The following is a 20,973-nucleotide window of genomic DNA, read 5'->3' as shown; positions in this document are numbered from 1 at the left end:
AAGCACAGGCTGGTGCCTGCGACCCTTGGTTGGTGGCATGCTCTCGACGTTGCCGCTGTCGAAAGACCGCGAAGTATGCGGCAAACGCGTCAGGAAATGAACCTGCAGCCAATCGGCATGTTTGCCATAATGCGGGACAAGCTGACGTGATTGCGGTCACGCTTGCCGCGGAGGCGACAAGCGCCGCAGAACCTTGCCTGACCTGAGGAGTCGACGTGGCCCCACACCTGAAATACCAGTTGCAACAGGCCTTCGAACGCTCGCAGGCCCCACTGGGCTTCGCCCCCGACCCCGCCTCGATGGAGCGCTTCCTGGCGCTCTGCCACCGCCGGCGCTACCCGGGCAAGACCGCGATCATCCGTCCCGGCGATCCGGCCAACACGCTGTACTACGTGGTCGAGGGTTCGCTGGCGGTATGCACCGAGGACGAGCAGGGCCGCGAATTGATCCTCGCCTACATCAGCCGCGGCCAGTTCATCGGCGAGATGGGCCTGTTCGTGGAGCAGGCCCAGCGCGAGTCGGTGGTGCGCTCGCGCACGCCGTGCGAGATGGCCGAGGTCAGCTACGAGCGGCTGTTCCAGCTGATGGAAGGCCCGCTGCGCGAGGAGTGCCCCAAGATCCTGTTCGCGATCGGTGCCCAACTCACCAATCGCCTGCTGCGCACCTCGCGCCAGGTCAGCCGCATGGCGTTCATGGACGTCACCAACCGCATCTCGCGCACCCTGCTCGACCTGTGCGACGAGCCCGACGCGATGACCCACCCGGACGGCACGCAGATCCGCATCTCGCGCCAGGAAGTGAGCCGCATCGTGGGCTGCTCGCGCGAGATGGTCGGCCGCGTGCTCAAGCAGCTCGAAGAGCAGCGCATGATCGACGTCTCCGGCAAGACCATCGTGATCCGCGGCACCCGCTGACCACGCCCGGCCGGCACCGCCACCGGTTCGCCTGAACCGGGTTTTTACGGCCGCCAGTCGAGCATGGTCTCCCGCCCCGGCTGCGAGACGGCGCTTGGATTTCGATCAGTTCTTCCTCTTCGTCGGCATCGGTCTGCTCGCCCAGGTGGTGGACGGGGCGCTGGGCATGGCCTACGGGCTGGTATCCAATTCGATCCTGCTGGCGCTGGGGCTGCCGCCGGCGGTCGCCAGCGCCACCGTGCACACCGCCGAGATCGCCACCACCTGCGCTTCCGGCGCCTCGCACGCATGGTTCGGCAACGTGCGCTGGCCGCTGTTCTGGCAGTTGGCGATACCCGGGGCGATCGGCGGCGTGCTCGGCGCCACCTTCCTCGCCAGCGTGCCCGGCGAGACGATCCGCCCGTTCATCAACGCCTACCTGCTGGTTCTCGGCGCGATGGTCCTGTTGCGCGCGTTCGGCAAGCGGCTGAGCCGGCATCGGGTGCAGCACACCGGCGTGCTTGGCTTCTTCGCCGGCCTGCTCGACGCGATCGGTGGCGGCGGCTGGGGGCCACTGGCCACCAGCACGCTGATCGCCCGCGGCGGTGGCGTGCGCCGGACGATCGGCTCGGTCAACGCGGCGGAGTTCGTGGTGACCACGTCGATCTCCGCCACCCTGGTGTGGCACGTCGGCATCGGCCACTGGCCGATCGTGCTCGGCCTGCTCACCGGCGGCGTCCTGGCCGCGCCGTTTGCCGCCTGGCTGGTGCGCCACCTGCCCGAACGCGCGGTGATGGCCGCGGTGGGCACCTTGATCGTGGCGATCAGCCTGGTGCAGCTGCTGCACGCGTAGGGCGGGCACCGCCCGCCATGTTTCATCCCATTGAGCACGAGCCGGCGGGCGGTGCCCGCCCTACGCGCGCCGAACTCCGGCCTTCACAACCACTCGACGCGGGTCAGCGTGCGGCCGAGTGCCTTCTCCACCTTCTTGCACAGTTTCGGCGTGCCGTTGACCAGCACCGCCTCGGTGGCCTGCCTGAGCATCGCCACATCGTGCATCGAATCGCCGTAGGCCACGTGCCAGGCGGCGACGCCGTGCTCGGCCAGCGACTGCACCTTGCGCCGGCCCACGTTGTGCCGGCGCGGGCGCAGGCCCAGCCAGCCGGGGCGCAGTTGCGAGGCGACCACTTCCACGCCGGCCAGCCCCAGTTCGCGCAGGATGCCGGTCGCCAGCGTCTCTTCGCAGCCGGTCACCACGATCACCCGATCGCCTTGCGCCTGATGCCGGCGCAGCCGGCTCAGTCCTTCGCGGCAGAATTGCTTCGGGCGTCGCGCCAGCACGCCAGCGAAGGCATCGGCGGCCACCCGGTATCGCGGCTCGCGCAGGCCCAGCAAGGCGATCCGCACCAGCAGGTACAGCGGCAGGCGGCGCGACAGCGGCCACGTCAGCAGCAACAACGGCGAGGCCAGCAAGGCCACGCCCTTGCGCCATGCCGAGCCGGCATAGCGGCTGCGCACGAACAGGGCGAAGGAATCGCCGTGGATCAGCACCCCATCGAAGTCGAACAGCACCACGCGCGGCGTGTTCTCGCACGGCGCGGCGACCGCGTCATCCCCCGGCGCGGCCGTGGCAGGTTCGACGGGGGCGCTCATGCGTTGGCGAACAACCGTCGCAGTTCGCGGCCCGGGTCCTCGGCGCGCATGAACGCCTCGCCGACCAGGAACGCCTGCACGCCGCCCGCGCGCAGGCGAGCCACGTCTTCGGGCGTGTGGATGCCGGATTCGGCAACCAGCACGCGGTCGTATTCGATCAGTTCCTGCAGCGCCAGCGAGGTTTCCAGCGCGGTCTCGAAATTGCGCAGGTTGCGGTTGTTGACGCCGATCAGCGGCACCGGCAGCGCCAGCGCGCGCTCCATCTCGTCCTCGTCGTGCACTTCGCACAGCACGTCCAGGTCGAGCTCGGCGGCGAGCAGCGCCAGCGGCAGCAGCTCGTCGTCGTCCAGCGCGGAGACGATCAGCAGGATGCAGTCGGCGCCGATCGCGCGCGCCTCGTGCACCTGGTAGGGGTCGATGATGAAATCCTTGCGCAGCAGCGGCAGCGAACAGGCCTTGCGCGCCTGCTGCAGGAACGCCTCGCTGCCCTGGAAGAAATCGGCGTCGGTGAGCACCGACAGGCAGGCCGCGCCGGCCTTCTCGTAACTGCGCGCGATCGCGGCGGGATCGAAATCGGCGCGGATCACGCCCTTGCTGGGGCTGGCCTTCTTCACCTCGGCGATCACCGCGGGCAAGCCAGCCTCGATCTTCGCCTCGATGGCAGCGGCGAAGCCGCGCGTGTCCGGCAGGTCGGCGATGCGCGCGCTCAGCTCGGCCAGCGGGACCTTGCTGCGGCGCTCGGCGACTTCTTCGGCCTTGCGCGCCAGGATGCGATTGAGGATGTCGGTCATGGCATCTCGCTCGGGTGGGGTGACGGGTGCATCGTAGTCGGCCACGACGCGTGGTGTAACCGCACCGTGTTTACGGGACTCCCGCCAGACGTCGCGTGGCGGCCACGAAGGCCTGCATTTTCGCATGCGCGGCGCCGCTGGCGATCGCCGCACGGGCGCGTTCGATGCCGGCGCCGATGTCCTCGACCACGTCGGCAGCATACAAGGCCGCGCCGGCGTTCAGGCACACGATGTCGTGCGGCACGCCGGGTTCGCCGTGCAGCGCACCCAGCAGCATCGCCTTCGATTCGCCGGCGTCCTCCACCCGCAGGTTGCGGCTGGAGGCCATCGCCAGGCCGAAATCCTCCGGCTCCACCTCGTACTCGCGCACCACGCCGTCGCGCAGTTCGCCGACCATGGTGGCCGCGCCCAGCGAAATCTCGTCCATGCCGTCGCGGCCCCACACCACCAGCGCCCTGCGCGCGCCCAGCGCCTGCAGCACGCGGATCTGGATGCCGACCAGGTCCGGGTGGAACACGCCCATCAGGATGTTCGGCGCGCCGGCCGGATTGGTCAGCGGGCCGAGAATGTTGAACAGCGTGCGCACGCCCATCTCGCCGCGCACCGGCGCCACCACCTTCATCGCCGGATGGTGGTTGGGCGCGAACATGAAGCCGATGCCGGTCTCGGCCAGGCACGCGGCGACCTGCGCCGGCGCCAGGTCGATCGACGCGCCCAGCGCCTCCAGCACGTCGGCGCTGCCGGACTTCGACGACACGCTGCGCCCGCCGTGCTTGGCGATGCGCGCACCGGCCGCCGCGGCCACGAACATCGACGCGGTGGAAATGTTGAAGCTGCACGCGCCGTCGCCACCGGTGCCGACGATGTCGAGCAGGTGCGCATCGTCGCCGATCACCGGCACCGGCGCGGCCAGCTCGCGCATCACCCGCGCCGCGCCGGTGATCTCGCCCACGGTTTCCTTTTTCACGCGCAGGCCGGTGATGATCGCCGCGGTCATCAGCGGGCTCACCTCGCCGCGCATGATCTGGCGCATCAGCGAGATCATCTCGTCGTGGAAGATCTCGCGGTGCTCGATCGTGCGCTGCAGCGCTTCCTGCGGCGTGATGCCGACCATGCTCATGCCGCCAGCTTCCGCCGCGGCAGGCCGAGGAAGTTGGCCAGCAGGTCGTGGCCGTGCCGGGTCAGGATCGATTCGGGATGGAACTGCACGCCCTCCACCGGCAGGGTCTTGTGGCGCAGGCCCATGATCTCGTCGATCGAGCCGTCCGGGTTTTCCGTCCACGCGGTGACTTCCAGGCAATCCGGCAGCGAGGCCTGCTCCACCACCAGCGAGTGGTAGCGCGTGGCCTCGAACGGATTGGGCAGGCCGGCGAACACGCCCTGGCCGCGATGGATCATCGGCGAGGTCTTGCCGTGCATGATCTTCTTCGCGCGAATCACCTTGCCGCCGAACGCCTGGCCGATCGCCTGGTGGCCCAGGCATACCCCGAACACCGGGATCTCCCCGGCCAGCTCGCGCAGCACGTCCAGCGACACCCCCGCATCGTCCGGCGTGCCCGGCCCCGGGGAAATCATGATGTGCGAGGGCTTCAGCGCGCGGATGCCGGCCACGGTGAGCGCATCGTTGCGCACCACCCTCACCTCCTGGCCCAGCTCGCCCAGATACTGCACGAGGTTGAAGGTGAAGCTGTCGTAGTTGTCGATCATCAGGAGCATGGTGTGCTCTGCCGCCGCGGACATACCCAGAGACGCCCATGATAGCGGGACAACCGCGGCCGGTCAGCGCGGATGCGCGTCGGTCGGCGCCGGAGCGGGGTGCGAGAGCGGATAGCCGTGCTCCCGCAGCAGGCGCAGCACCCCATCTACGGGCAGTGCCTGCACCTGGTGGCCTTGCCAGCCGCGCATGTCGCCGGCGTGGAACAGGGAGTTGATGATGGCTTCTTCGGTCGCCTCGATGGCGGCCATGAACAGCGGCGACATGGCGTCGTTGCGCAGCACGGCAACCTGGCGCACGGACTGTTCGGCGGCGTACGGCACGCGGTTCGCCGCGTAGGTGGAGAAGGCGATCACGTAGTCGCCGCTGCCGTTGGACGCGATGCCGCCGCTGCGGGCGAGGCCGAGGATCGCGCGTTTCGCCAGCCGTTTCAGGTTGCGCGCATCCAGCGGGGCGTCGGTGGCCACCACGATCATGCACGAGCCGTCGGGCGAGTCGTTCAATGCGTCGCTGAGGTAATACTTGTGCAGCAGCTTGCCGACCGGGACGCCGGCCACGGTCAGGGTGCCGCCGAAGTTGGTCTGCACCAGCACGCCGACGGCATAGCCGCCCAGACGGTCAGGCAGCTTGCGCGAGGAGGTGCCGATGCCGCCCTTGAAGCCGAACGCGACGGTGCCGGTGCCGGCGCCGACGTTGCCCTGCGCGACCTTGCCGCCGCTTGCCGATGCGATCGCCTGCAGCACGTCGCGCACGGCGACGTGGCGACCGCGGATGTCGTTGAGATAGCCGTCGTTGGTTTCCCCCACCACCGGATTGACCGACAGCACCTCGCGATTTTCGGGGTTGGCGAGCGCGTGCTCGATCAGCGCCGCAGCGGCCACCGGCACGCTCAGCGTGTTGGTCAGCACGATCGGCGTTTCGAGGTTGCCGAGTTCGTCGATCTGGGTGCTGCCGGCGAGCTTGCCGAAACCGTTGCCCACGTACACCGCCGCCGGCACCTTGTGCTGGAAGAGGTTGCCCGCGTGCGGCAGGATCGCGGTGACGCCGGTGCGCACGTCGTCGCCACGGATCAGCGTCTTCTGGCCCACTTCGACGCCGGGCACGTCGGTGATGGCGTTCAGGGCGCCGGGCGGCAGCACGCCGATGGCGACGCCGTAGTCACGCAGGTCGCGCTGCTGACCGAATGCCGGCAGGCAGGCCAGCAAGCCGAGTGCCATCGCGATGGCGCGGCGACCCATCAGCCCGCCTCGCGCCGTGGCCGTCGCCAGAAGCGGTAGATCAGCGCGCCGATCAGCAGCGCGATGGCGGCGGCGACCAGGTTGGCAACGCCGGCGCTGGCCAGCAGGCCCAGCGACAACGCCGTCGCGGCGAGCGGGATCAGCGGCCCGCCGGGCAGCCGCATGGCGCCCTCGCGCTGGCCGTGGCGCCTGCGCAGCACCAGCACCGCGACCGCCGTGGCGAGATAGCCGAACAGCCGCGCCACCACGGAGAGCAGCGCCAGCTGCACGAACGAACCGGACAGCGCCAGGATCACCGACAGCACGCCCACCGTGACGATGGCCACCGCCGGCGTGCGGAAGCGCGGATGGATGCGCGTGAGCGCGGCCGGACCCACGCCGTCGTCGGCGAGCGCGAGCAGGTAGCGCGGGCCGAACATGATCGTGTTGCTGTTGGTACCGAGAATGGAAACGGCCGCGCCGACGGTCAGTACCAGCGCCAGCCACATGCCGCCGAAGCGCGCCGAGGCATCGGCCAGCGGCGTGCTGGACGCGGCCAGCCCCGGCAGCGTACCCAGCGCCACCCACTGCACCGCCACGTAGGTCGCGGTGACGATCGCGATCATGGTCAGCATCGCGAACGGCACGTCGCGCTGCGGGTTGCGATATTCGGCGGCTGCCGCGGGCATGTTCTCGAACCCGGCATAGGCGAACAGCAACAACAGGGCGCCCTTGGCCAGGTCGTCCATCGGGATCGAGTCCACCGCCAGCGGCGAGGCCTGGCCCAGGTCGACGAAAAACGCACCAATGAGCACGAACATCGCCAGCGGCAGGAACTTGGCGATCGCCAGGGTGACTCCGGTACGCGCCGCGGCACGCACGCCGATCACGTTGATGCCGGTCAGCGCCGCCAGCGAGCCGACCACGATCAGCACGCGCACATTGCCGTCGCCCGCCGCCGGCCAGAAATGCGTGACCGCATCGGCCAGGCCGTTGCTCAGCGCCGCGGCGCTGGCGATGCGAGTCAGCAGCAGCATCCAGCCCACCTCGAATCCGGCGAAGCGCCCGAACGCCTCGCGCGCATAGAGATAGCTGCCGCCAGCCTGGTCGAAGTAGCTGGCGGCCTGCGCATAGCACAGCACCAGCAGGCTCACCGCGATGCCCGCCAGCAGCACGGCCCACAGGCTGGCCGGCCCCAGCAGCGCGGCAGCCGCTGCCGGCAGCAGGTAGATGCCGCTGCCGATCACGTCGTTGACCGACAGCCCGACCAGTTGCCAGCGCCCGACCGCGCGCAGCATGTGCGGCTGGGCGGTGGCGGCAGTTTCCACGGTCGCCGGCCGGGCGGGGGTGATTGAGATCGGCGACTGGTTCAAGAGCGATTCCGGAGGTGGCGGGATCAGGCATCGCCGCGATGCGCGCGACGCCGCGGCCACGGCCGTCGCAGTGCGACGAGGTCGACGCCGGGCGGCAAGCTGCCGCCCGGCGCACGGGCATCACCAGCGATAGGCGACCTTGCCGTACACGTAGGCACCCTGGGCACCGAACGGCGAGCTGCTCGGATACGGGAAGATGCCGTGGAAGTTGCTGCCGTCCGGTGCCTTCTGCGGATAGGTGTCGAACACGTTGTCCGAGCCAAGGGTGAAGGTCCAGCGATCGTGGTAGTAGTTGGCAGCGAGATTGAAGATCCACCGGGACGGGTAGACATCGTCGTAGATGTAGCTGGTCGAGCTGTACTCGGTGACCCCGCCGTAACGCACCGCGGTGCCGGTGAAGCCCCAGTGGCCGGTCTTCCAGGTGTTGGTCCAGATGAACTTGGAGCGCGGCATCTGGTCGGCCAGCAGGCCCTTGGCCTGGCTGCGCGTGATGCGCTGGAAACCGACATTGCCCAGCGCGTCGAGCACCGCGGGGTTGGGCAGCACCTTGGTCACCTTGTTCTTGTGGTACGACCAGTTGACCGTGGTCTGGAACGAGCCGCCGTCGGCAAGCTCCTTGATGTAGTTGGTGACCACGCCGATGCCCTTGATGCGCATCTCGGCCGCGTTGGTGAAGTAGGCCAGCGCCACGTACTCGGAATTGACCACGCCGTTGGCGGCCAGGTAGTCCTTGACCGACTGGGTCACCAGCGACATCGAGCTTGACATCAGGATGCGGTTTTTCAGCCGGATGTCGTACAGGTCCACCGTGGTGGTGAAGGCGCGCGTGGGCGCCCACACCGCGCCGACGGTGATGCTGCGGGTGGTCTCCGGCTTCAGCGGCTCGCTGCCCAGCAGCTGCGCGGTCTTGTTGTCCGGCGGCACCAGGCCGCGCAGGTAGATGCCCTCGGGCAAGCCAAGCGAGTTGCCGGCGGGGTAGGACACCGAGGTGGTCACCGAGGCGTGCTGCTGGCCCAGGCCCGGCGCGCGGAAGCCGGTGGAATAGGTGCCGCGCAAGGCAAAGCCGTGGTCGAAGTCGTAGCGGCCGGACAACGCGTAGGAGAGGTTGGTGCCGAAATCGGAGTAGTCCTCGTGGCGCGCCGCGATCGAGGTACTCAGCCGGTCGGTGATGTTGCCTTCCAGTTGCGCGTACTCGGCCACCGAATGCCGCGTGCTGTTGCTGGCGTCCTCCGGGCCCCAGCCGGCAAAGCCCTGCGCGCCGCCGGTGACGCCCGAGGTGCCCACGTAGTACGAGGCAAGGTCGCCGGCCACGATCTTGTAGCCCTGGTGCAGGTACTGCGCGCCGAAGCCCAGGTGCCAGTAGTCGTTGAGCGACTTGCCCATCGAGAAATCGAGGGTGGCCTGCGAGGCGGTCAGGGTGCCGTCGTGGATGTCGGTCGGGGTGTAGCCGAAGTCGTTCCAGAAGGCGAAGTTCACCGTGTTGAAGGTGCCGTAGGACACGCGGTTGGCGCCCCAGGTGGCCGCGGTGTCCCAGTCCCAGCCCGACTCCGTCTCGCCGCGCACGCCCATCACGAAGGACTTGTCGCGCGACACGCCATGCTCGACCGGGTTGAAGCCGTCGCCGTCCGGGAACAGGTACTGCATCAGGTCGTTCTTCGGCTCCGGCGCGTTGGTGCCGTAGCGGTAGAACGCCATCGGCTCGGCCATCAGCCGGCCGTAGTGGCCGTAGCCGTACAGATGCACCTTCGGCGTGAAGTCGTACTGCCAGTTGAGGAAGGTGTTGTAGTTGTTGGAATTGGGGATGCCGACGTGGTACTTGCGGCCCAGCTCGGTGAAGCCGGGGCGGTTGTCCAGCCCGGCGCGGTTGGTCGGGTCCTGCTTGCCGACCTGCGCGGAAAGCCGCATCCAGCCCTTGTCGCCCAGCGCGAAGCCGAGGCTGCTCTGCAGCCGCGAACTCGCACCGTCACCGGCCGAATACTTGCCGTAGTCGCCCTGCACCTCGCCGCCCTCGCCGCCCTTTTTCAGGATGATGTTGATGACGCCGGCCAGCGCGTCGGAGCCGTACTGCGCCGAGGCGCCGTCGCGCAGCACCTCGATGTGGTCGATGGCGCCGACCGGGATGGTGTTGATGTTGACGCCCTGCGAGCCCTGGCCGACCTGGCCCAGGGTGAGCATCAGCGCGCTCGAGTGCCAGCGCTTGCCGTCGACCAGGATCAGCACCTGGTCGCTGTTGAGGCCGCGCATCTGGAACGGCCGCACGAAGGCGAACGTGTCGGACATCGAGGCCAGCGGGAAATTCAGCGAGGGTACGGCGAGGTCGAGCGCATTGCCCAGGCTCACCGCGCCGGAGTCGTTCAGCACCTGCGCGGGGATCACGTCCACCGGCACCAGCGAACTGGATTGCGTGCGGTCGCTGGTGCGCGTGCCGGTCACGATCACCTGCGACAGGTTGACGGCATCCTTCTTCTGCTTTTGCTGGCTCGATGATGCCGCATCCGCCGGCGCGGCGGGTGCCGGCGCGGTTTCCTGCGCGGCAGCGGTGCCCGCCAGCACCAGCGCCACCGATACGGACAACAGCCTGGGAATGATTCGGCCGAAACGCTCGTTCATCAGAGACCCCCAACGTTAGGATTGCACCGGAACCGCCCTGCCCCCGGCGATTGCTTGGTCCACTTCAGTCAAGCGATGTATCCGGGCGTCTCCGCACCGGCAAGGCGTTGGCGATGTCCCCGAGAACAAGCGTATTCAGGCCGGGCCCGAAGGCACGCTCCGCAACGTCTGGTCGAGCATAGTCACAAGCCGCCGCCAGCCACCAATGAAAAGACCGGCACCTGGCATAACCGAAAGTTGTAGATGCCCGTGAGCGTGGGCGCGATCAGCCCGGCGCAAGCGTCTGCCGCGCCAGCTGGCGCACCAGTTCGATGAAGTGTTCCTGCAAGGGATTCAGCTGGCTGTCCAGCCGGTACACCGCGTACAGCACCACGTCCAGCTCCAGCGCCAACGGCCGCGTCTGCACCACGTCGCCGTCACCCTGGGAGGCGGTGAAGGGGTCGACCAGCGCCAGCCCGGCGCCTTGTGCCACCAGTGCGCAGGCGAGTTGATAGGTCTGCACCCACACCGAGATCTGCGGCGGCGGGTCGACATGCATCAGGTGGCTTTGCAGCAGGCTGCCCAGCGCATCCTGCACGGCGATGCCGATCATCGGCTCGCCGGCCAGCGCCGTCACCGGCAGCGGCTGCGCCAGTTCCGCGGGCGACCAGCGGCCCGGCGGCGCGATCACCATCACGCGGCCCTGGCACAGCGGCTCCTGGCGCAATTCCGGGTGGCTGGCGTCCTGCAGTGTGAGGCCGATGTCGGTTTCGCGCAGGGTCAGCGACTCGCACATCTCGGCCGAGTGCCGCGTGGACAGCTCCGCGGTCGCGGCGGGCCAGGCCTTGCGCAGCAAGGTGGTCGCGTCCGGCACCAGCGACTGCGCCAGGGTGGGCGTGCAGGTCACCCGCAGCGGTTCGCTCTCCGGCCGCGCGAAATTCGCGGTGAGCCGTTGCAGGTCGTGCAGGTCGCGGATGATTTTCTCCACGCGCGGACGCAGCAGCAGCGCCTGCTCGGTGGGATGCAGCCGCCCGCGCACGCGATGGAACAGGGTGAACCCGAGCTGGTGCTCCGCCTGCTGCAGCGCCTTGCTCGCCGCCGGCTGCGAAATGTTCAACAGATTCGCCGCGCCGGTGAGGCTGTTGGTGGTCATCACGGCATGGAACAGTTCGATGTAGCGAAGACGCATGTCGAGAGTTCACCCTGTGGCCGCGGCGGCGCTGCCTTCGAAGTGCAGCACAGCCGGTGCCGCCGGGCAACTCCCGTCGACCGGTTTCCACAACCCGCAGTTATGCCAGGTGTCGGTCTTTTCATTGGTGCCGCGCCGTGGCCGATCACTATGCTCGACGCCGTGTCGTGACGGGCTACCGGATGCCCGCGGGAGTACGCGCACCATGTCCGATCCAAGCAACGCCGCCGAGCCCGGTCACTGGGGCCCGCCCTACCTGCTGTACCTCGGCAGCGCCGCCGACGACCTGGCGATCAAGACCGCCCGGGGCCTGGCCTACTGGCGCCCGGACTGGTGCGTGGGCCAGCTGCGGCGCGGCGACTGCAAGCCGACGCTGGGCCTGCCGGAGATGAGCGTCGGCGAAGCGCGCAAGGCCGGCGCCAACACCATGGTGATCGGCGCGGCCAATGCCGGCGGCGTGATGTCCTCGCACATCGTGGCCGATGCCATCGCCGCGCTGGAGGCCGGCCTGCACGTGGCCGCGGGGCTGCACCAGAAGCTGCGCGACAACCCGGACATCGTCGCCGCGGCGCGACGCCACGGCCGCGAACTGTTCGATGCGCGCGATCCGATGCCGGGCCTGCCGGTCGGCAACGGCCGCCCGCGCGCCGGCCGGCGCCTGCTCACCGTGGGCACGGATTGCTCGGTCGGCAAGATGTACACCACGCTGGCGATCGAGCGCTCCATGCGCCGGCGCGGACTCGCCGCCGACTTCCGCGCCACCGGACAAACCGGCATCCTGGTTGCCGGCTCCGGCATCCCGATCGACGCGGTGGTCGCCGACTTCATCTCCGGCGCCGCCGAGAAGATTTCGCCGGCACGCCTCGACGGCGGCTGGGACCTGATCGAAGGCCAGGGCTCGCTGTTCCATCCCTCCTACGCCGGCGTGTCGCTGGGCCTGCTGCATGGATCGCAAGCCGACGCGCTGGTGCTGTGCCACGAGCCCACCCGGCAGCACATGCGCGGCCTGCCCGACTACCCGCTGCCGGAACTCAAGCGCTGCCTGCAGGCCAACCTGGTTGCCGCGCAGCTGACCAACCCGGCGGTGAAGGCGGTGGGCGTGGCGGTGAACACCTCCAACCTCTCCGCCGCCGACGCCGCGACCGCCTGCCGCCGCATCAGCGGATTGCTCGAACTGCCTTGCCAGGACCCGGTGACGATGGGCGTCGAAGCGATCGTGGACAACCTGCTCGCATGCTGCGCCAACTGATCATCGAGGAGCGCCGTTTCCCGCTCGCCGCGCCGTTCCGCATCTCGCGCGGGGTCAAGCACAACGCCGACGTGGTCACCGTCGCCATGCGCCAGGGCGACAAGTGCGGGCGCGGCGAAGCGGTGCCCTACGCGCGCTACGGGGAATCCGCCGCGTCGGTGATCGAGCAGATGGAGCAACTGCGCCCGCAACTGGTCGCCGGCATGGGCCGCGACGAACTGCAGGCACGGTTGCCGGCCGGCGCCGCGCGCAACGCCCTGGACGCGGCGCTGTGGGACCTCGAATCGCAACTGAGCGGCGTGCCGGTCTGGCTGCGCCTGGCGCGGCCGCAACGCGCCGCGCTGGTGACCGCGCTGACCATCGGCATCGACACGCCCGAACGCATGGGCGCGGCCGCCGCGCGCATCGCCGGCATCGGGCTGATCAAGATCAAGGTCGACGCCGACGACCCGGCCGCACGAATCGACGCCGTGCGCCGCGCCGCGCCGCATGACCGGCTCATCGTCGACCCCAACGAGAGCTGGACCATCGAGTTGCTGCGCGACATGCAGCAGCCGCTGGCGCGCGCCGGCGTCGACCTGCTGGAACAGCCGCTGCCGGCCGACGCCGACGACGCGCTGCTGGGTTTTTCCGGCAGCATCCCGATCTGCGCGGACGAGGCCTGCCACGAGACGCGCGACCTGCCGCGCATGCGCGGGCGCTACCAGGCGATCAACATCAAGCTCGACAAGACCGGCGGCCTGACCGAGGCATGGCACCTGCTGCGCGCCGCGCGCCGCGAAGGTTTCAAGGTGATGGTCGGCTGCATGGTGTGCTCGTCGCTGGGCATCGCGCCGGCGCTGGAACTGGCGCGCGAGGCGGCCTTCGTCGACCTGGACGGGCCGTTCTGGCTGCAGCACGACCACCCGGACGGCGTGCAACTGGACGGCGGCTCGCTGCTGCCGCCCTTGTCCGGCTTCTGGGGTGGCTGAGCGCCGCGCCACAACCGCCGGTTATGCCAGCTGATCGTCTTTTCATTGGTGGCTGGCGCACGCCGGCGACTATGCTCGATCCGACAATCGTGGAGGGTGAACCCATGTCCGATCGCAACACCGCGCGCGCCGATGTCCGCCAGGCGCACCGCGCGCGCGCCGCGCGCTGGCGGCAAGCCGCGCTGGCGCTGGCGCTGGCGCTGACCGCGTGCAGCGCGCTGGCGTGGGCGCAGGACGTCAATCCCGATTCGACCGGCCGCGAGCCGGTCATCACCCGCATGGCGCTGGAGAAGGCCAAACCGGTCACCGCCAAACACGCCATGGTGGTCAGCGCGCAGCACCTGGCCACGCTGGTGGGCGTGGACATCCTCAAGCGCGGCGGCAATGCGGTGGACGCCGCCGTGGCGGTGGGTTTTGCCGAAGCCGTGGTGCACCCGTGCTGCGGCAACATCGGCGGTGGCGGGTTCATGACCATCCACCTCAAGGATGGTCGCAACCTGTTCCTCAACTTCCGCGAGAAAGCGCCGCTGAAAGCCACGCCGACCATGTTCCAGGACGCCGACGGCAACGTGGTCGAGGGGCGCAGCACCGACAGCTATCTCGGCGTGGGCGTGCCGGGCACGGTGATGGGTTTCGACACCGCGCTGAAGGCCTACGGCACGATGTCGCTCAAGCAGGTCATCGCGCCGGCCATCAAGCTGGCGCGCGAGGGCTACATCCTCAAGCAGGGCGACGTCGACAGCCTCGAACCGCACACCGGGGATTTCGCCAGGCACGCCAACGTGGCGGCGATCTTCCTCAACCACGGCAAGCCCTTCAAGGTGGGCGAACGACTGGTGCAGAAGGATCTGGCCAACACCCTGGAAATGATCGCCGACAAGGGCATCGACGCGTTCTACAAGGGCCCGATCGCCGAGGCCGTGGTCAAGGCCAGCGACGCCAACGGCGGCATCCTGTCGATGCGCGATTTCGCCAATTACACCGCGCAGTGGGAAAAACCGATCCAGTGCAAGTACCGCGGCTACGCCGTCGTCTCGGCGCCCCCGCCGAGTTCGGGCGGCACCACGCTGTGCCTGATCCTGCAGATCATCGAACCCTACCCGCTGGCCAGGTGGGGTTACGGCTCGGTCAACAGCGTGCACTACATCGTCGAGGCCGAACGCCGCGCCTTTGCCGACCGCAACACCTACCTCGGCGACCCGGCCTTCGTGCACAACCCGATCGACGAGCTGCTCTCGGCCGAACACGCGGCCAGGCTTCGCGCCACCATCCAGCCGGACCGGGCCACGCCGTCCTCCGAGGTCAAGGGCAGCCTCGGCGCCCCCGAAGGCAATCACACCACGCATTACTCGGTGGTCGACAAGGACGGCAACGCCGTCGCCGTCACCTACACCGTCAACTTCCTGTTCGGCAACAAGCAGATCGCCGGCCATACCGGTTTCTTCCTCAACGACGAGATGGACGATTTCACCTCCAAGCCCGGCGTGGCCAACGGCGCCGGCCTGGTGCAGGGCGTGATCAACCAGGTCGAACCGGGCAAGCGTCCGCTGAGCTCGATGACGCCGACGATCGTGCTGCGCGACGGCAAGCCATTCATGCTCACCGGCAGCCCCGGCAGCGCCACCATCATCTCGTCCACGCTGGCCAGCATCATCAACGTGGTCGACTTCGGCATGAACATGCAGCAGGCCGTCAACGCGCCACGCCTGCACCAGCAGTGGTATCCGGACGTGGTCTACGCCGGCCAGGGGCTGCTCACGCCCGAGTCGCAGAAAACCCTGGAAGCGATGGGCTACACGTTCAAGCAATTCAGCGGCGGCGCGGTCGAGGCGATCCTGATCAATCCGAAGACCGGCTTGCTGGAAGGCGCCAACGACCCGCGCCGTCCCGCGGGGCTCGCTGCCGGGTACTGACCTCCGCGACGCCGTCCGGCGGGCGGCCTGCGCTAGATTAGGCAGCCGAACCACGAAGGCCGGAGTGAACACGTGGCGCGACTGCCCGAACCCGTCGCAGCGAGGCCGCCGCGATGGATGCGCTGATCACCGCCGCGGCGCAGGCGCTGGCGGCGGGCGACCCGCTCGGCGCGATGACGCGGGTCGCCCTGCGCGAGGATGCGCCGGCGCTGGCGTTGCGCGGCGTGGCCATGGCCCAGCTCGGCGATTTCCCGCGCGCGACGCTGCTGCTGCGGCGCGCGGCACGCGCGTTCGGCCCGCGCGAGGCGACAGCGCGCGCACGCTGCGTGGTGGCCGAGGCCGAGATCGCGCTGGCCTCGCGCGAGCTGGCCGGTGCCACCGCCACCCTCGACGCAGCGCGCGCCACGCTCGACGCGCACGGCGACCACGTCAACGCGGCGCACGCGCGCTACCTCGGCATCCGCCGCCTGCTCCTGCTCGGGCGCCTCGACGAAACCGAACAGGCGCTGGCCGCGGTAGCCGGCACGCCGCTTCCGCCCGCACTGCTGGCGGTGCACGAACTGGTCGCGGCGGGCGTCGCGATGCGCCGCCTGCGCGCGACGGCGGCACGTGATGCGCTCGCTCGCGCCGCCCGCGCCGCGCAACGCGCAGGCATCCCCGCGCTGATGGCGGAGGTGGACGCCGCCACGCGCACCCTGCACGCGCCCGCCGCACGCTGGCTGGCCGGCGGCGAGGAACGCCTGTTGCAGCTGCGCGATGTCGAAGCCCTGCTGGCGTCGGAGACCTTCGTCGTCGATGCCTGCCGCCATGCCGTTCGGCACCGTGGCAAGACGGTTCCGCTGGCCAGTCGTCCGGTGTTGTTCGCGCTGATGCGGCAACTGGCCGAGGCGTGGCCGCATGACGTGCCGCGCGACGCGCTGGTCGCCCGCGCGTTCCGCGCCAGGCACGCCGACGAGTCGTATCGCGCACGCTTGCGGGTGGAACTCGGGCGCGTGCGCCGCGCGCTGAGCGGGTTGGCCGAGGTGCATGCCACCCCGCACGGTTACGCCTTGCTGGCGCATCGCGCGGACCAGGTCGGCGTGCTGGCGTGGCCGGTCGAGTCCGCGCACGCGGCGGTGCTGGCCCTGCTCGGCGACGGCGAATCGTGGTCCAGCTCGGCGCTCGCGCTTGCGCTGGGGCGCAGCCAGCGCAGCGTGCAGCGGGCACTCGAAACGCTGGCGGCAGCCGCCAGCGTGCAGTGCGCCGGGCACGGTCGTGCGCGCCGCTGGATGACGCCGCTGACGCCGGGATTCGCGACGACCTTGTTACTCCCGGCGCCGCTGTCGTTTGAATAGCATGGCCCGCGTCTTCCATCCCCAAGGAGTCCGGACATGAAACGAAGCAAAGCCGACATCGTCGCCGAACACGGCCCCTACCCCGGCACCGATGGCGTGCATGGCGTCACCTGCGATGGCGAACATGTGTGGTTCGCCTCCGGCACACGGTTGAACGTGTGGGACCCGGCCAGCGCCCGCGTGTTGCGCAGCATCGACATCGCCGCGCACGCCGGCACCGCGTTCGATGGCCGCCACCTGTTCCAGATCGCCGAGGACCGCATCCACCGGATCGATCCGCAGACGGGCGAGGTGCTGGCCACCATTCCCGCGCCGGGCGACAGCAGCTCGGGCCTGGCGTGGGCCGAGGGCACGCTGTGGGTGGGCCAGTATCGCGGGCGCAAGATCCAGCAGATCGATCCGGCGACCGGCGCGATCCTGCGCACCATCGAATCCGACCGCTTCGTCACCGGCGTCACCTGGGTCGACGGCGAGTGCTGGCACGGCACCTGGGAAAACGACGAGAGCGCCTTGCGGCACATCGATCCGACGACCGGCGAAGTGCTGGAGCAACTCGACATGCCGCCCGGCGCAGGCATCTCGGGGCTCGCCGCCGAAGACGGCCAGGCCGTGTTCTATTGCGGCGGCGGCCACAGCGGCAAACTGCGCGTGGTGAAGCGGCCGCGAAGCGTCGCGGCGGCTGGCTGACGAGGCGCCGGATTCCAGCTTTCGCTGGAATGACGGCCAAGGAGCTTCAGCGGCGCAGGCGTGCCGGGCTCAACATCTCCATCGACAGCCCGGCATCGACCAGGCGCTGCGGCAGCGGTCGGCCCAGCGCCAGGTTGGCGCAGGTTTCGCCCATCGCCGCGCTGGTCTGGATGCCGTAGCCGCCCTGCGCGGCGACCCAGAAGAAACCCGGCGCATCGGGATCGAAGCCGCCGATCAGGTCGCCGTCGGCGACGAACGAGCGCAGGCCGGCCCACGTGCGCCGCGGCCGGCGGATCGTCATCGTGGTGGCTTCCTCGATACGGTGGATGCCCAGCGCGATGTCGTATTCCTCCGGCTGCACGTCGTGCGGTTCGACCGGGTCGGCATTCGCGCACGAGCCCAGCAGCAGGCCGGCGTCGGGCTTGAAATAGAACCTCTCGCTGAAGTCGGTGACGAACGGCCAGCGTGCCGTGGCCATGCCTTCGGGCGGCTCGAACACGAAGGCGGAGCGGCGCTTCGGCACGATGCCCAGCGGCGCCACGCCGGCCAGCGCCGCCACGTGGTCGACCCAGGCGCCGGCCGCGTTGAGCAGCAGCGGCGCGCGGAACGACTGCGCCCCGCTGTGCACCCGCCAGCCGCCCGCCTCGCGCTCGATCGCGTCGATGGCGACGTCCACGCGCAACTCACCGCCATGCGCGCGCAAACCGCGCAGAAAGCCGAGATGCAATTCGTTGACGTCGATGTCGGCCGCGCCCGGCTCGTGCAGGCCGATCTGCGCGAACTCCGGCCGCAGCACCGGCACCGCGGCCTGCACGCGGGCCGCGTCGTGCAGCTCGATGTCGCGGCTGAACGGCACGATGGCCTCGTACAACGCGCGCACGTCGTCGCGGCGTTCCGCACCGGCGATGATGGTGGCGCCACGCGGACTCAGGATCGGCTCGGCCGAGAATCCCGCCGGTGGCGCCGCCAGGAACGGACGCGCGGCACGGGTCAGCGCGCGCACCTGTGGCGAACCGTAGGTTTCGCTGAACAGCGCGGCCGAGCGTCCGGTCGAGTGCACCCCGGCATGCGCCTCGCGCTCCAGCACCAGCACCCGCGCATGCGGTGCGAGGAAATACGCGACCGACGCGCCGGCCATGCCGGCGCCAATCACGATCACATCGGTTTCGATCCGTTCCATCATCAGTTCTTTCGTTGAGAAGGGAATAGGGAATCGGGAATGGGGAATCGCAAAAGCAGAGAGCACTGCTCTTGGCTCTTGGCTCTTGGCTATTCGCTATTCCCCATTCCCTACTCCCTGGTTTGTTTCGCCACCACGCTGGTGGCGGTTAGGTCGGCGGTGACGTTGCCCAGCGTGGCGAGGGCGTCGGGCACCGTATCCACCGCCAGCATCAGGCCCAGCGGGGACAGCGGCAGGCCCATCGCCTGCGCCACCGGCAGGTTGGTGGCGACGAAGGTGACCTGGCCCGGCAATCCCACCGAACCGAGGCTGACCACGACCGCCAGCAGCGCACCGGCCAGCAGCTGTGCAGTGGACAGATCCACGCCATAGGCCCACGCGATGAACGCCGCCGACGTCATGTACTGCACCGGGCTGGTCAGCCGGAACAGGCTCACCGCCATCGGCAGCACCAGCGCGGCGACCTGCTTGGGATAGCCGAGGCGGCGGTCGGCGCTTTCCAGCATCGCCGGCAGCGAGGCCAGCGAGGACTGCGTGCTGATCGCCACCGCCTGCGCCGGCACCAGCGCGGGCACGAAGCGGCGCAGCCGCTCGCCGCCGAACACCAGCGCCACCGGCAGCATCATCGCGGTGACGGCGAGATACAGCAGGCACTCGGTCAACACGTACACGCCCAGCGCACTGAGCATGCCCAGTCCGGAGCGCGCGCACACCGAGAGGATCAGCGCGAACACGCCCAGCGGAGCCACCCACAGTACCCAGCGCACGATCACGATCATCGCGTCGGCAATCGCCTGGAAAAACTCCACCAGCATCGCGCGCCGCGCCGGTGCGATGCGGGTCAGCGCGAAACCGAGGAACAGCGCGAACACCACCAGCGGCAGCATCGCGCTCTGCGCCGCGGCCATGATCGCGTTGCTGGGCACGATCGCCACCAGCGTGTCGACCCACTGCACCGGCGCCACCGACACCGCCGGCGCGCTGGCGTGGTCGAGCGCGGCGACCAGCTCGGGGTTGTGCGGAAACAAGGAAAACACCAGCGGCGCCGCCAGTGCGGCGAACAGCGCGCCGCCGGTGAGGATCACGATGAACACCACGATCGCGCGGCGCGCGATGCGGCCGGAGGCCGCCGCGTCGGTGGCAGTGTTGACGCCCACCACCACCAGCGCCAGCACCAGCGGCACCACCGTCATCTGCAGCGCGTTCAACCACAGCTTGCCGACCGGGTGCACCGCGTTGGCCACCTGCAGCGCCACGGATTGATTCCAGCCGGCCAGCAGCAGGCCGATCACCGCGCCGGCGGCCAGGCCGGTGAGCACGCGCGCGGTGGCGCTCATCGCGCGCCGTCCGCGTGGAGGACGGGCAACTGCCAGGTGTTGCGCAGGCGCTCGTACTCGGCCTGCGGCAGCAGCACGAACACCGGATGGTCCTGCGGCTTGAGCCAGGCCAGCAGCGACTGCATCACCGCCGGCGTCATCGCGGTGCAGCCGGCGGTGGCGTCGGTGGGCGACTTCCACAGGTGGGCGAAGATGCAGCTGCCCGCCTGTGGCACGTTGCGCGGGTTCTGCTCGATCACGAAGCCCATGCGGTAGCGCTGGTCGCCGTTCGCGTGCAGGTCGCGCCGCATCGGCTCGGTGGAACCCTTCACCGCGTCCAGGCCGACCACGTTCGCGTCGACGATGCGGTTGTAGTGCTTCGCGCCGCTGACATCGACGCAGTACTCGGTGGCGTTGAGCGCGAGGTACGGCATCGCAGTATCGACGCTGGCCGCATAACCGAACGAGTCGCCGATACGGAACACCCCGGCCGGGCTGCGGTTGTCGCCTTCGCGTTTGACCGGACCGCCTGCAGCGGTCTGCGGCGCATTCAGGCCCAGCCCCCAACCGGAACCGTTCTTGCCGATGGTCACCGGCGTGGAGGTACGCACCTCGCGCCAGCCGTCGCCTTCGCGCACGAAGGTGCGCAGGGTGCCGTGGTCGACGTTCCAGTCGGCGGTGGTGACCAGGATCATCTGGCCGGCGTTCCGCCACGGCACATCTGCGGCGTCCGCGTGCGCGACGCCGGCAAGCACGACGGCGAAGGTCAGCAAGGCAAGGGGGCGGCAGTGAACAGTCATCAGCTTTCGTTCCGCATGGTGAAGATGCTTGACCTCGTAGGGCGGGCACCGCCCGCCGCCTTCGTGAAGCCACACGGACGACGTATCGAAAAGCCGGCGGGCAG

18 protein-coding genes are annotated in these 20,973 nt (G+C 69.4%); 7 read left to right on the top strand and 11 right to left on the bottom strand.

The window, feature by feature from the left end; genetic code table 11:
* Window positions 1-299 precede the first annotated feature (299 nt).
* Both crp and ACVCL3_RS14005 read left to right on the top strand, forming a co-directional pair.
* Window positions 300-914 carry a cAMP-activated global transcriptional regulator CRP gene (gene crp / locus ACVCL3_RS14010; protein ID WP_395136028.1) on the top strand — a complete coding sequence of 205 codons (615 nt, stop codon included), beginning with the start codon at window positions 300-302 and terminating at the stop codon, window positions 912-914.
* 94 nt (window positions 915-1,008) lie between these two features.
* Window positions 1,009-1,746 carry a sulfite exporter TauE/SafE family protein gene (locus ACVCL3_RS14005; protein ID WP_447099714.1) on the top strand — a complete coding sequence of 246 codons (738 nt, stop codon included), beginning with the start codon at window positions 1,009-1,011 and terminating at the stop codon, window positions 1,744-1,746.
* A gap of 83 nt (window positions 1,747-1,829) precedes the next feature.
* On the opposite strand, the gene ACVCL3_RS14000 is transcribed toward ACVCL3_RS14005, so the two are convergent.
* From ACVCL3_RS14000 to ACVCL3_RS13965, 8 genes are all read right to left on the bottom strand, one after another.
* Complete coding sequence (locus ACVCL3_RS14000) at window positions 1,830-2,546, bottom strand: HAD family hydrolase (RefSeq protein ID WP_447099713.1); 717 nt, start codon at window positions 2,544-2,546, stop codon at window positions 1,830-1,832.
* A complete protein-coding gene (gene trpC, locus ACVCL3_RS13995; protein WP_395120148.1) occupies window positions 2,543-3,337 on the bottom strand; it encodes an indole-3-glycerol phosphate synthase TrpC in 795 nt (264 codons plus the stop codon). Before trpC ends, ACVCL3_RS14000 begins: the two co-directional genes overlap by 4 nt.
* Window positions 3,338-3,407: 70 nt before the next feature.
* Window positions 3,408-4,457, bottom strand: a complete 1,050-nt coding sequence (gene trpD / locus ACVCL3_RS13990; RefSeq protein ID WP_447098114.1) for an anthranilate phosphoribosyltransferase — start codon at window positions 4,455-4,457, stop codon at window positions 3,408-3,410.
* Window positions 4,454-5,053, bottom strand: a complete 600-nt coding sequence (locus ACVCL3_RS13985; protein WP_447099712.1) for an anthranilate synthase component II — start codon at window positions 5,051-5,053, stop codon at window positions 4,454-4,456. The genes trpD and ACVCL3_RS13985 overlap by 4 nt, the downstream gene beginning before the upstream one ends.
* Before the next feature lie 63 nt (window positions 5,054-5,116).
* A complete protein-coding gene (locus ACVCL3_RS13980; protein WP_447098082.1) occupies window positions 5,117-6,289 on the bottom strand; it encodes a DmpA family aminopeptidase in 1,173 nt (390 codons plus the stop codon).
* Window positions 6,289-7,566 carry an APC family permease gene (locus ACVCL3_RS13975; protein ID WP_447101534.1) on the bottom strand — a complete coding sequence of 426 codons (1,278 nt, stop codon included), beginning with the start codon at window positions 7,564-7,566 and terminating at the stop codon, window positions 6,289-6,291. Before ACVCL3_RS13975 ends, ACVCL3_RS13980 begins: the two co-directional genes overlap by 1 nt.
* 195 nt (window positions 7,567-7,761) lie before the next feature.
* Window positions 7,762-10,251, bottom strand: coding sequence for a TonB-dependent receptor plug domain-containing protein (locus ACVCL3_RS13970; protein ID WP_447099711.1), 2,490 nt, complete (start codon window positions 10,249-10,251; stop codon window positions 7,762-7,764).
* Window positions 10,252-10,516: 265 nt separating this feature from the next.
* Complete coding sequence (locus ACVCL3_RS13965) at window positions 10,517-11,419, bottom strand: LysR family transcriptional regulator (protein WP_395120154.1); 903 nt, start codon at window positions 11,417-11,419, stop codon at window positions 10,517-10,519.
* A gap of 205 nt (window positions 11,420-11,624) precedes the next feature.
* Here ACVCL3_RS13965 and dgcN point away from each other — a divergent pair, with 205 nt between their 5' ends.
* From dgcN to ACVCL3_RS13940, 5 genes are all read left to right on the top strand, one after another.
* Window positions 11,625-12,668, top strand: a complete 1,044-nt coding sequence (gene dgcN, locus ACVCL3_RS13960) for an N-acetyltransferase DgcN (RefSeq protein WP_395120155.1) — start codon at window positions 11,625-11,627, stop codon at window positions 12,666-12,668.
* Window positions 12,653-13,639, top strand: a complete 987-nt coding sequence (gene dgcA, locus ACVCL3_RS13955) for an N-acetyl-D-Glu racemase DgcA (protein ID WP_447099710.1) — start codon at window positions 12,653-12,655, stop codon at window positions 13,637-13,639. The genes dgcN and dgcA overlap by 16 nt, the downstream gene beginning before the upstream one ends.
* Before the next feature lie 104 nt (window positions 13,640-13,743).
* On the top strand, window positions 13,744-15,552 hold the full coding sequence (ggt, locus tag ACVCL3_RS13950) for a gamma-glutamyltransferase (RefSeq protein WP_447099709.1): 1,809 nt from the start codon (window positions 13,744-13,746) through the stop codon (window positions 15,550-15,552).
* A gap of 113 nt (window positions 15,553-15,665) precedes the next feature.
* On the top strand, window positions 15,666-16,886 hold the full coding sequence (locus ACVCL3_RS13945; protein ID WP_447099708.1) for a helix-turn-helix domain-containing protein: 1,221 nt from the start codon (window positions 15,666-15,668) through the stop codon (window positions 16,884-16,886).
* A gap of 36 nt (window positions 16,887-16,922) precedes the next feature.
* Window positions 16,923-17,573 carry a Vgb family protein gene (locus ACVCL3_RS13940; protein ID WP_447099707.1) on the top strand — a complete coding sequence of 217 codons (651 nt, stop codon included), beginning with the start codon at window positions 16,923-16,925 and terminating at the stop codon, window positions 17,571-17,573.
* Window positions 17,574-17,619: 46 nt separating this feature from the next.
* On the opposite strand, the gene ACVCL3_RS13935 is transcribed toward ACVCL3_RS13940, so the two are convergent.
* The 3 genes from ACVCL3_RS13935 to ACVCL3_RS13925 all read right to left on the bottom strand — a co-directional run bounded on the left by ACVCL3_RS13935 (window position 17,620) and on the right by ACVCL3_RS13925 (window position 20,869).
* Window positions 17,620-18,756: an NAD(P)/FAD-dependent oxidoreductase gene (locus tag ACVCL3_RS13935; protein WP_447099706.1), complete on the bottom strand. Its 1,137-nt coding sequence runs from the start codon at window positions 18,754-18,756 to the stop codon at window positions 17,620-17,622.
* A 107-nt stretch (window positions 18,757-18,863) separates the two neighbouring features.
* Entirely contained in the window at window positions 18,864-20,090 is a 1,227-nt protein-coding gene (locus tag ACVCL3_RS13930) for a dicarboxylate/amino acid:cation symporter (protein WP_447099705.1), read from the bottom strand.
* A complete protein-coding gene (locus ACVCL3_RS13925; RefSeq protein WP_447098076.1) occupies window positions 20,087-20,869 on the bottom strand; it encodes a L,D-transpeptidase family protein in 783 nt (260 codons plus the stop codon). The genes ACVCL3_RS13930 and ACVCL3_RS13925 overlap by 4 nt, the downstream gene beginning before the upstream one ends.
* Window positions 20,870-20,973: the final 104 nt, after the last annotated feature.

The organism is Rhodanobacter sp. UC4437_H4, from assembly GCF_052978425.1.
Note: the sequence above shows the minus strand (reverse complement) of the source record. Positions and strands in the feature narration are given on the sequence as shown.

Excerpts from the sequence above, each read along its gene's own strand:
- ACVCL3_RS13930 (WP_447099705.1), bottom strand. The coding sequence starts at position 20,090 with ATGAGCGCCACCGCGCGCGTGCTCACCGGCCTGGCCGCCGGCGCGGTG.
- ACVCL3_RS13970 (WP_447099711.1), bottom strand. The coding sequence starts at position 10,251 with ATGAACGAGCGTTTCGGCCGAATCATTCCCAGGCTGTTGTCCGTATCG.
- crp (WP_395136028.1), top strand. The coding sequence starts at position 300 with ATGGAGCGCTTCCTGGCGCTCTGCCACCGCCGGCGCTACCCGGGCAAG.
- trpD (WP_447098114.1), bottom strand. The coding sequence starts at position 4,457 with ATGAGCATGGTCGGCATCACGCCGCAGGAAGCGCTGCAGCGCACGATC.
- ACVCL3_RS13935 (WP_447099706.1), bottom strand. The coding sequence starts at position 18,756 with ATGATGGAACGGATCGAAACCGATGTGATCGTGATTGGCGCCGGCATG.
- ACVCL3_RS13945 (WP_447099708.1), top strand. The coding sequence starts at position 15,666 with ATGGATGCGCTGATCACCGCCGCGGCGCAGGCGCTGGCGGCGGGCGAC.
- ACVCL3_RS13980 (WP_447098082.1), bottom strand. The coding sequence starts at position 6,289 with ATGGGTCGCCGCGCCATCGCGATGGCACTCGGCTTGCTGGCCTGCCTG.
- ACVCL3_RS13985 (WP_447099712.1), bottom strand. The coding sequence starts at position 5,053 with ATGCTCCTGATGATCGACAACTACGACAGCTTCACCTTCAACCTCGTG.
- ACVCL3_RS14000 (WP_447099713.1), bottom strand. The coding sequence starts at position 2,546 with ATGAGCGCCCCCGTCGAACCTGCCACGGCCGCGCCGGGGGATGACGCG.
- ACVCL3_RS13965 (WP_395120154.1), bottom strand. The coding sequence starts at position 11,419 with ATGCGTCTTCGCTACATCGAACTGTTCCATGCCGTGATGACCACCAAC.
- dgcA (WP_447099710.1), top strand. The coding sequence starts at position 12,653 with ATGCTGCGCCAACTGATCATCGAGGAGCGCCGTTTCCCGCTCGCCGCG.
- ACVCL3_RS13975 (WP_447101534.1), bottom strand. The coding sequence starts at position 7,566 with ATGCTGCGCGCGGTCGGGCGCTGGCAACTGGTCGGGCTGTCGGTCAAC.
- ACVCL3_RS13925 (WP_447098076.1), bottom strand. The coding sequence starts at position 20,869 with ATGACTGTTCACTGCCGCCCCCTTGCCTTGCTGACCTTCGCCGTCGTG.
- ggt (WP_447099709.1), top strand. The coding sequence starts at position 13,744 with ATGTCCGATCGCAACACCGCGCGCGCCGATGTCCGCCAGGCGCACCGC.
- dgcN (WP_395120155.1), top strand. The coding sequence starts at position 11,625 with ATGTCCGATCCAAGCAACGCCGCCGAGCCCGGTCACTGGGGCCCGCCC.
- trpC (WP_395120148.1), bottom strand. The coding sequence starts at position 3,337 with ATGACCGACATCCTCAATCGCATCCTGGCGCGCAAGGCCGAAGAAGTC.
- ACVCL3_RS13940 (WP_447099707.1), top strand. The coding sequence starts at position 16,923 with ATGAAACGAAGCAAAGCCGACATCGTCGCCGAACACGGCCCCTACCCC.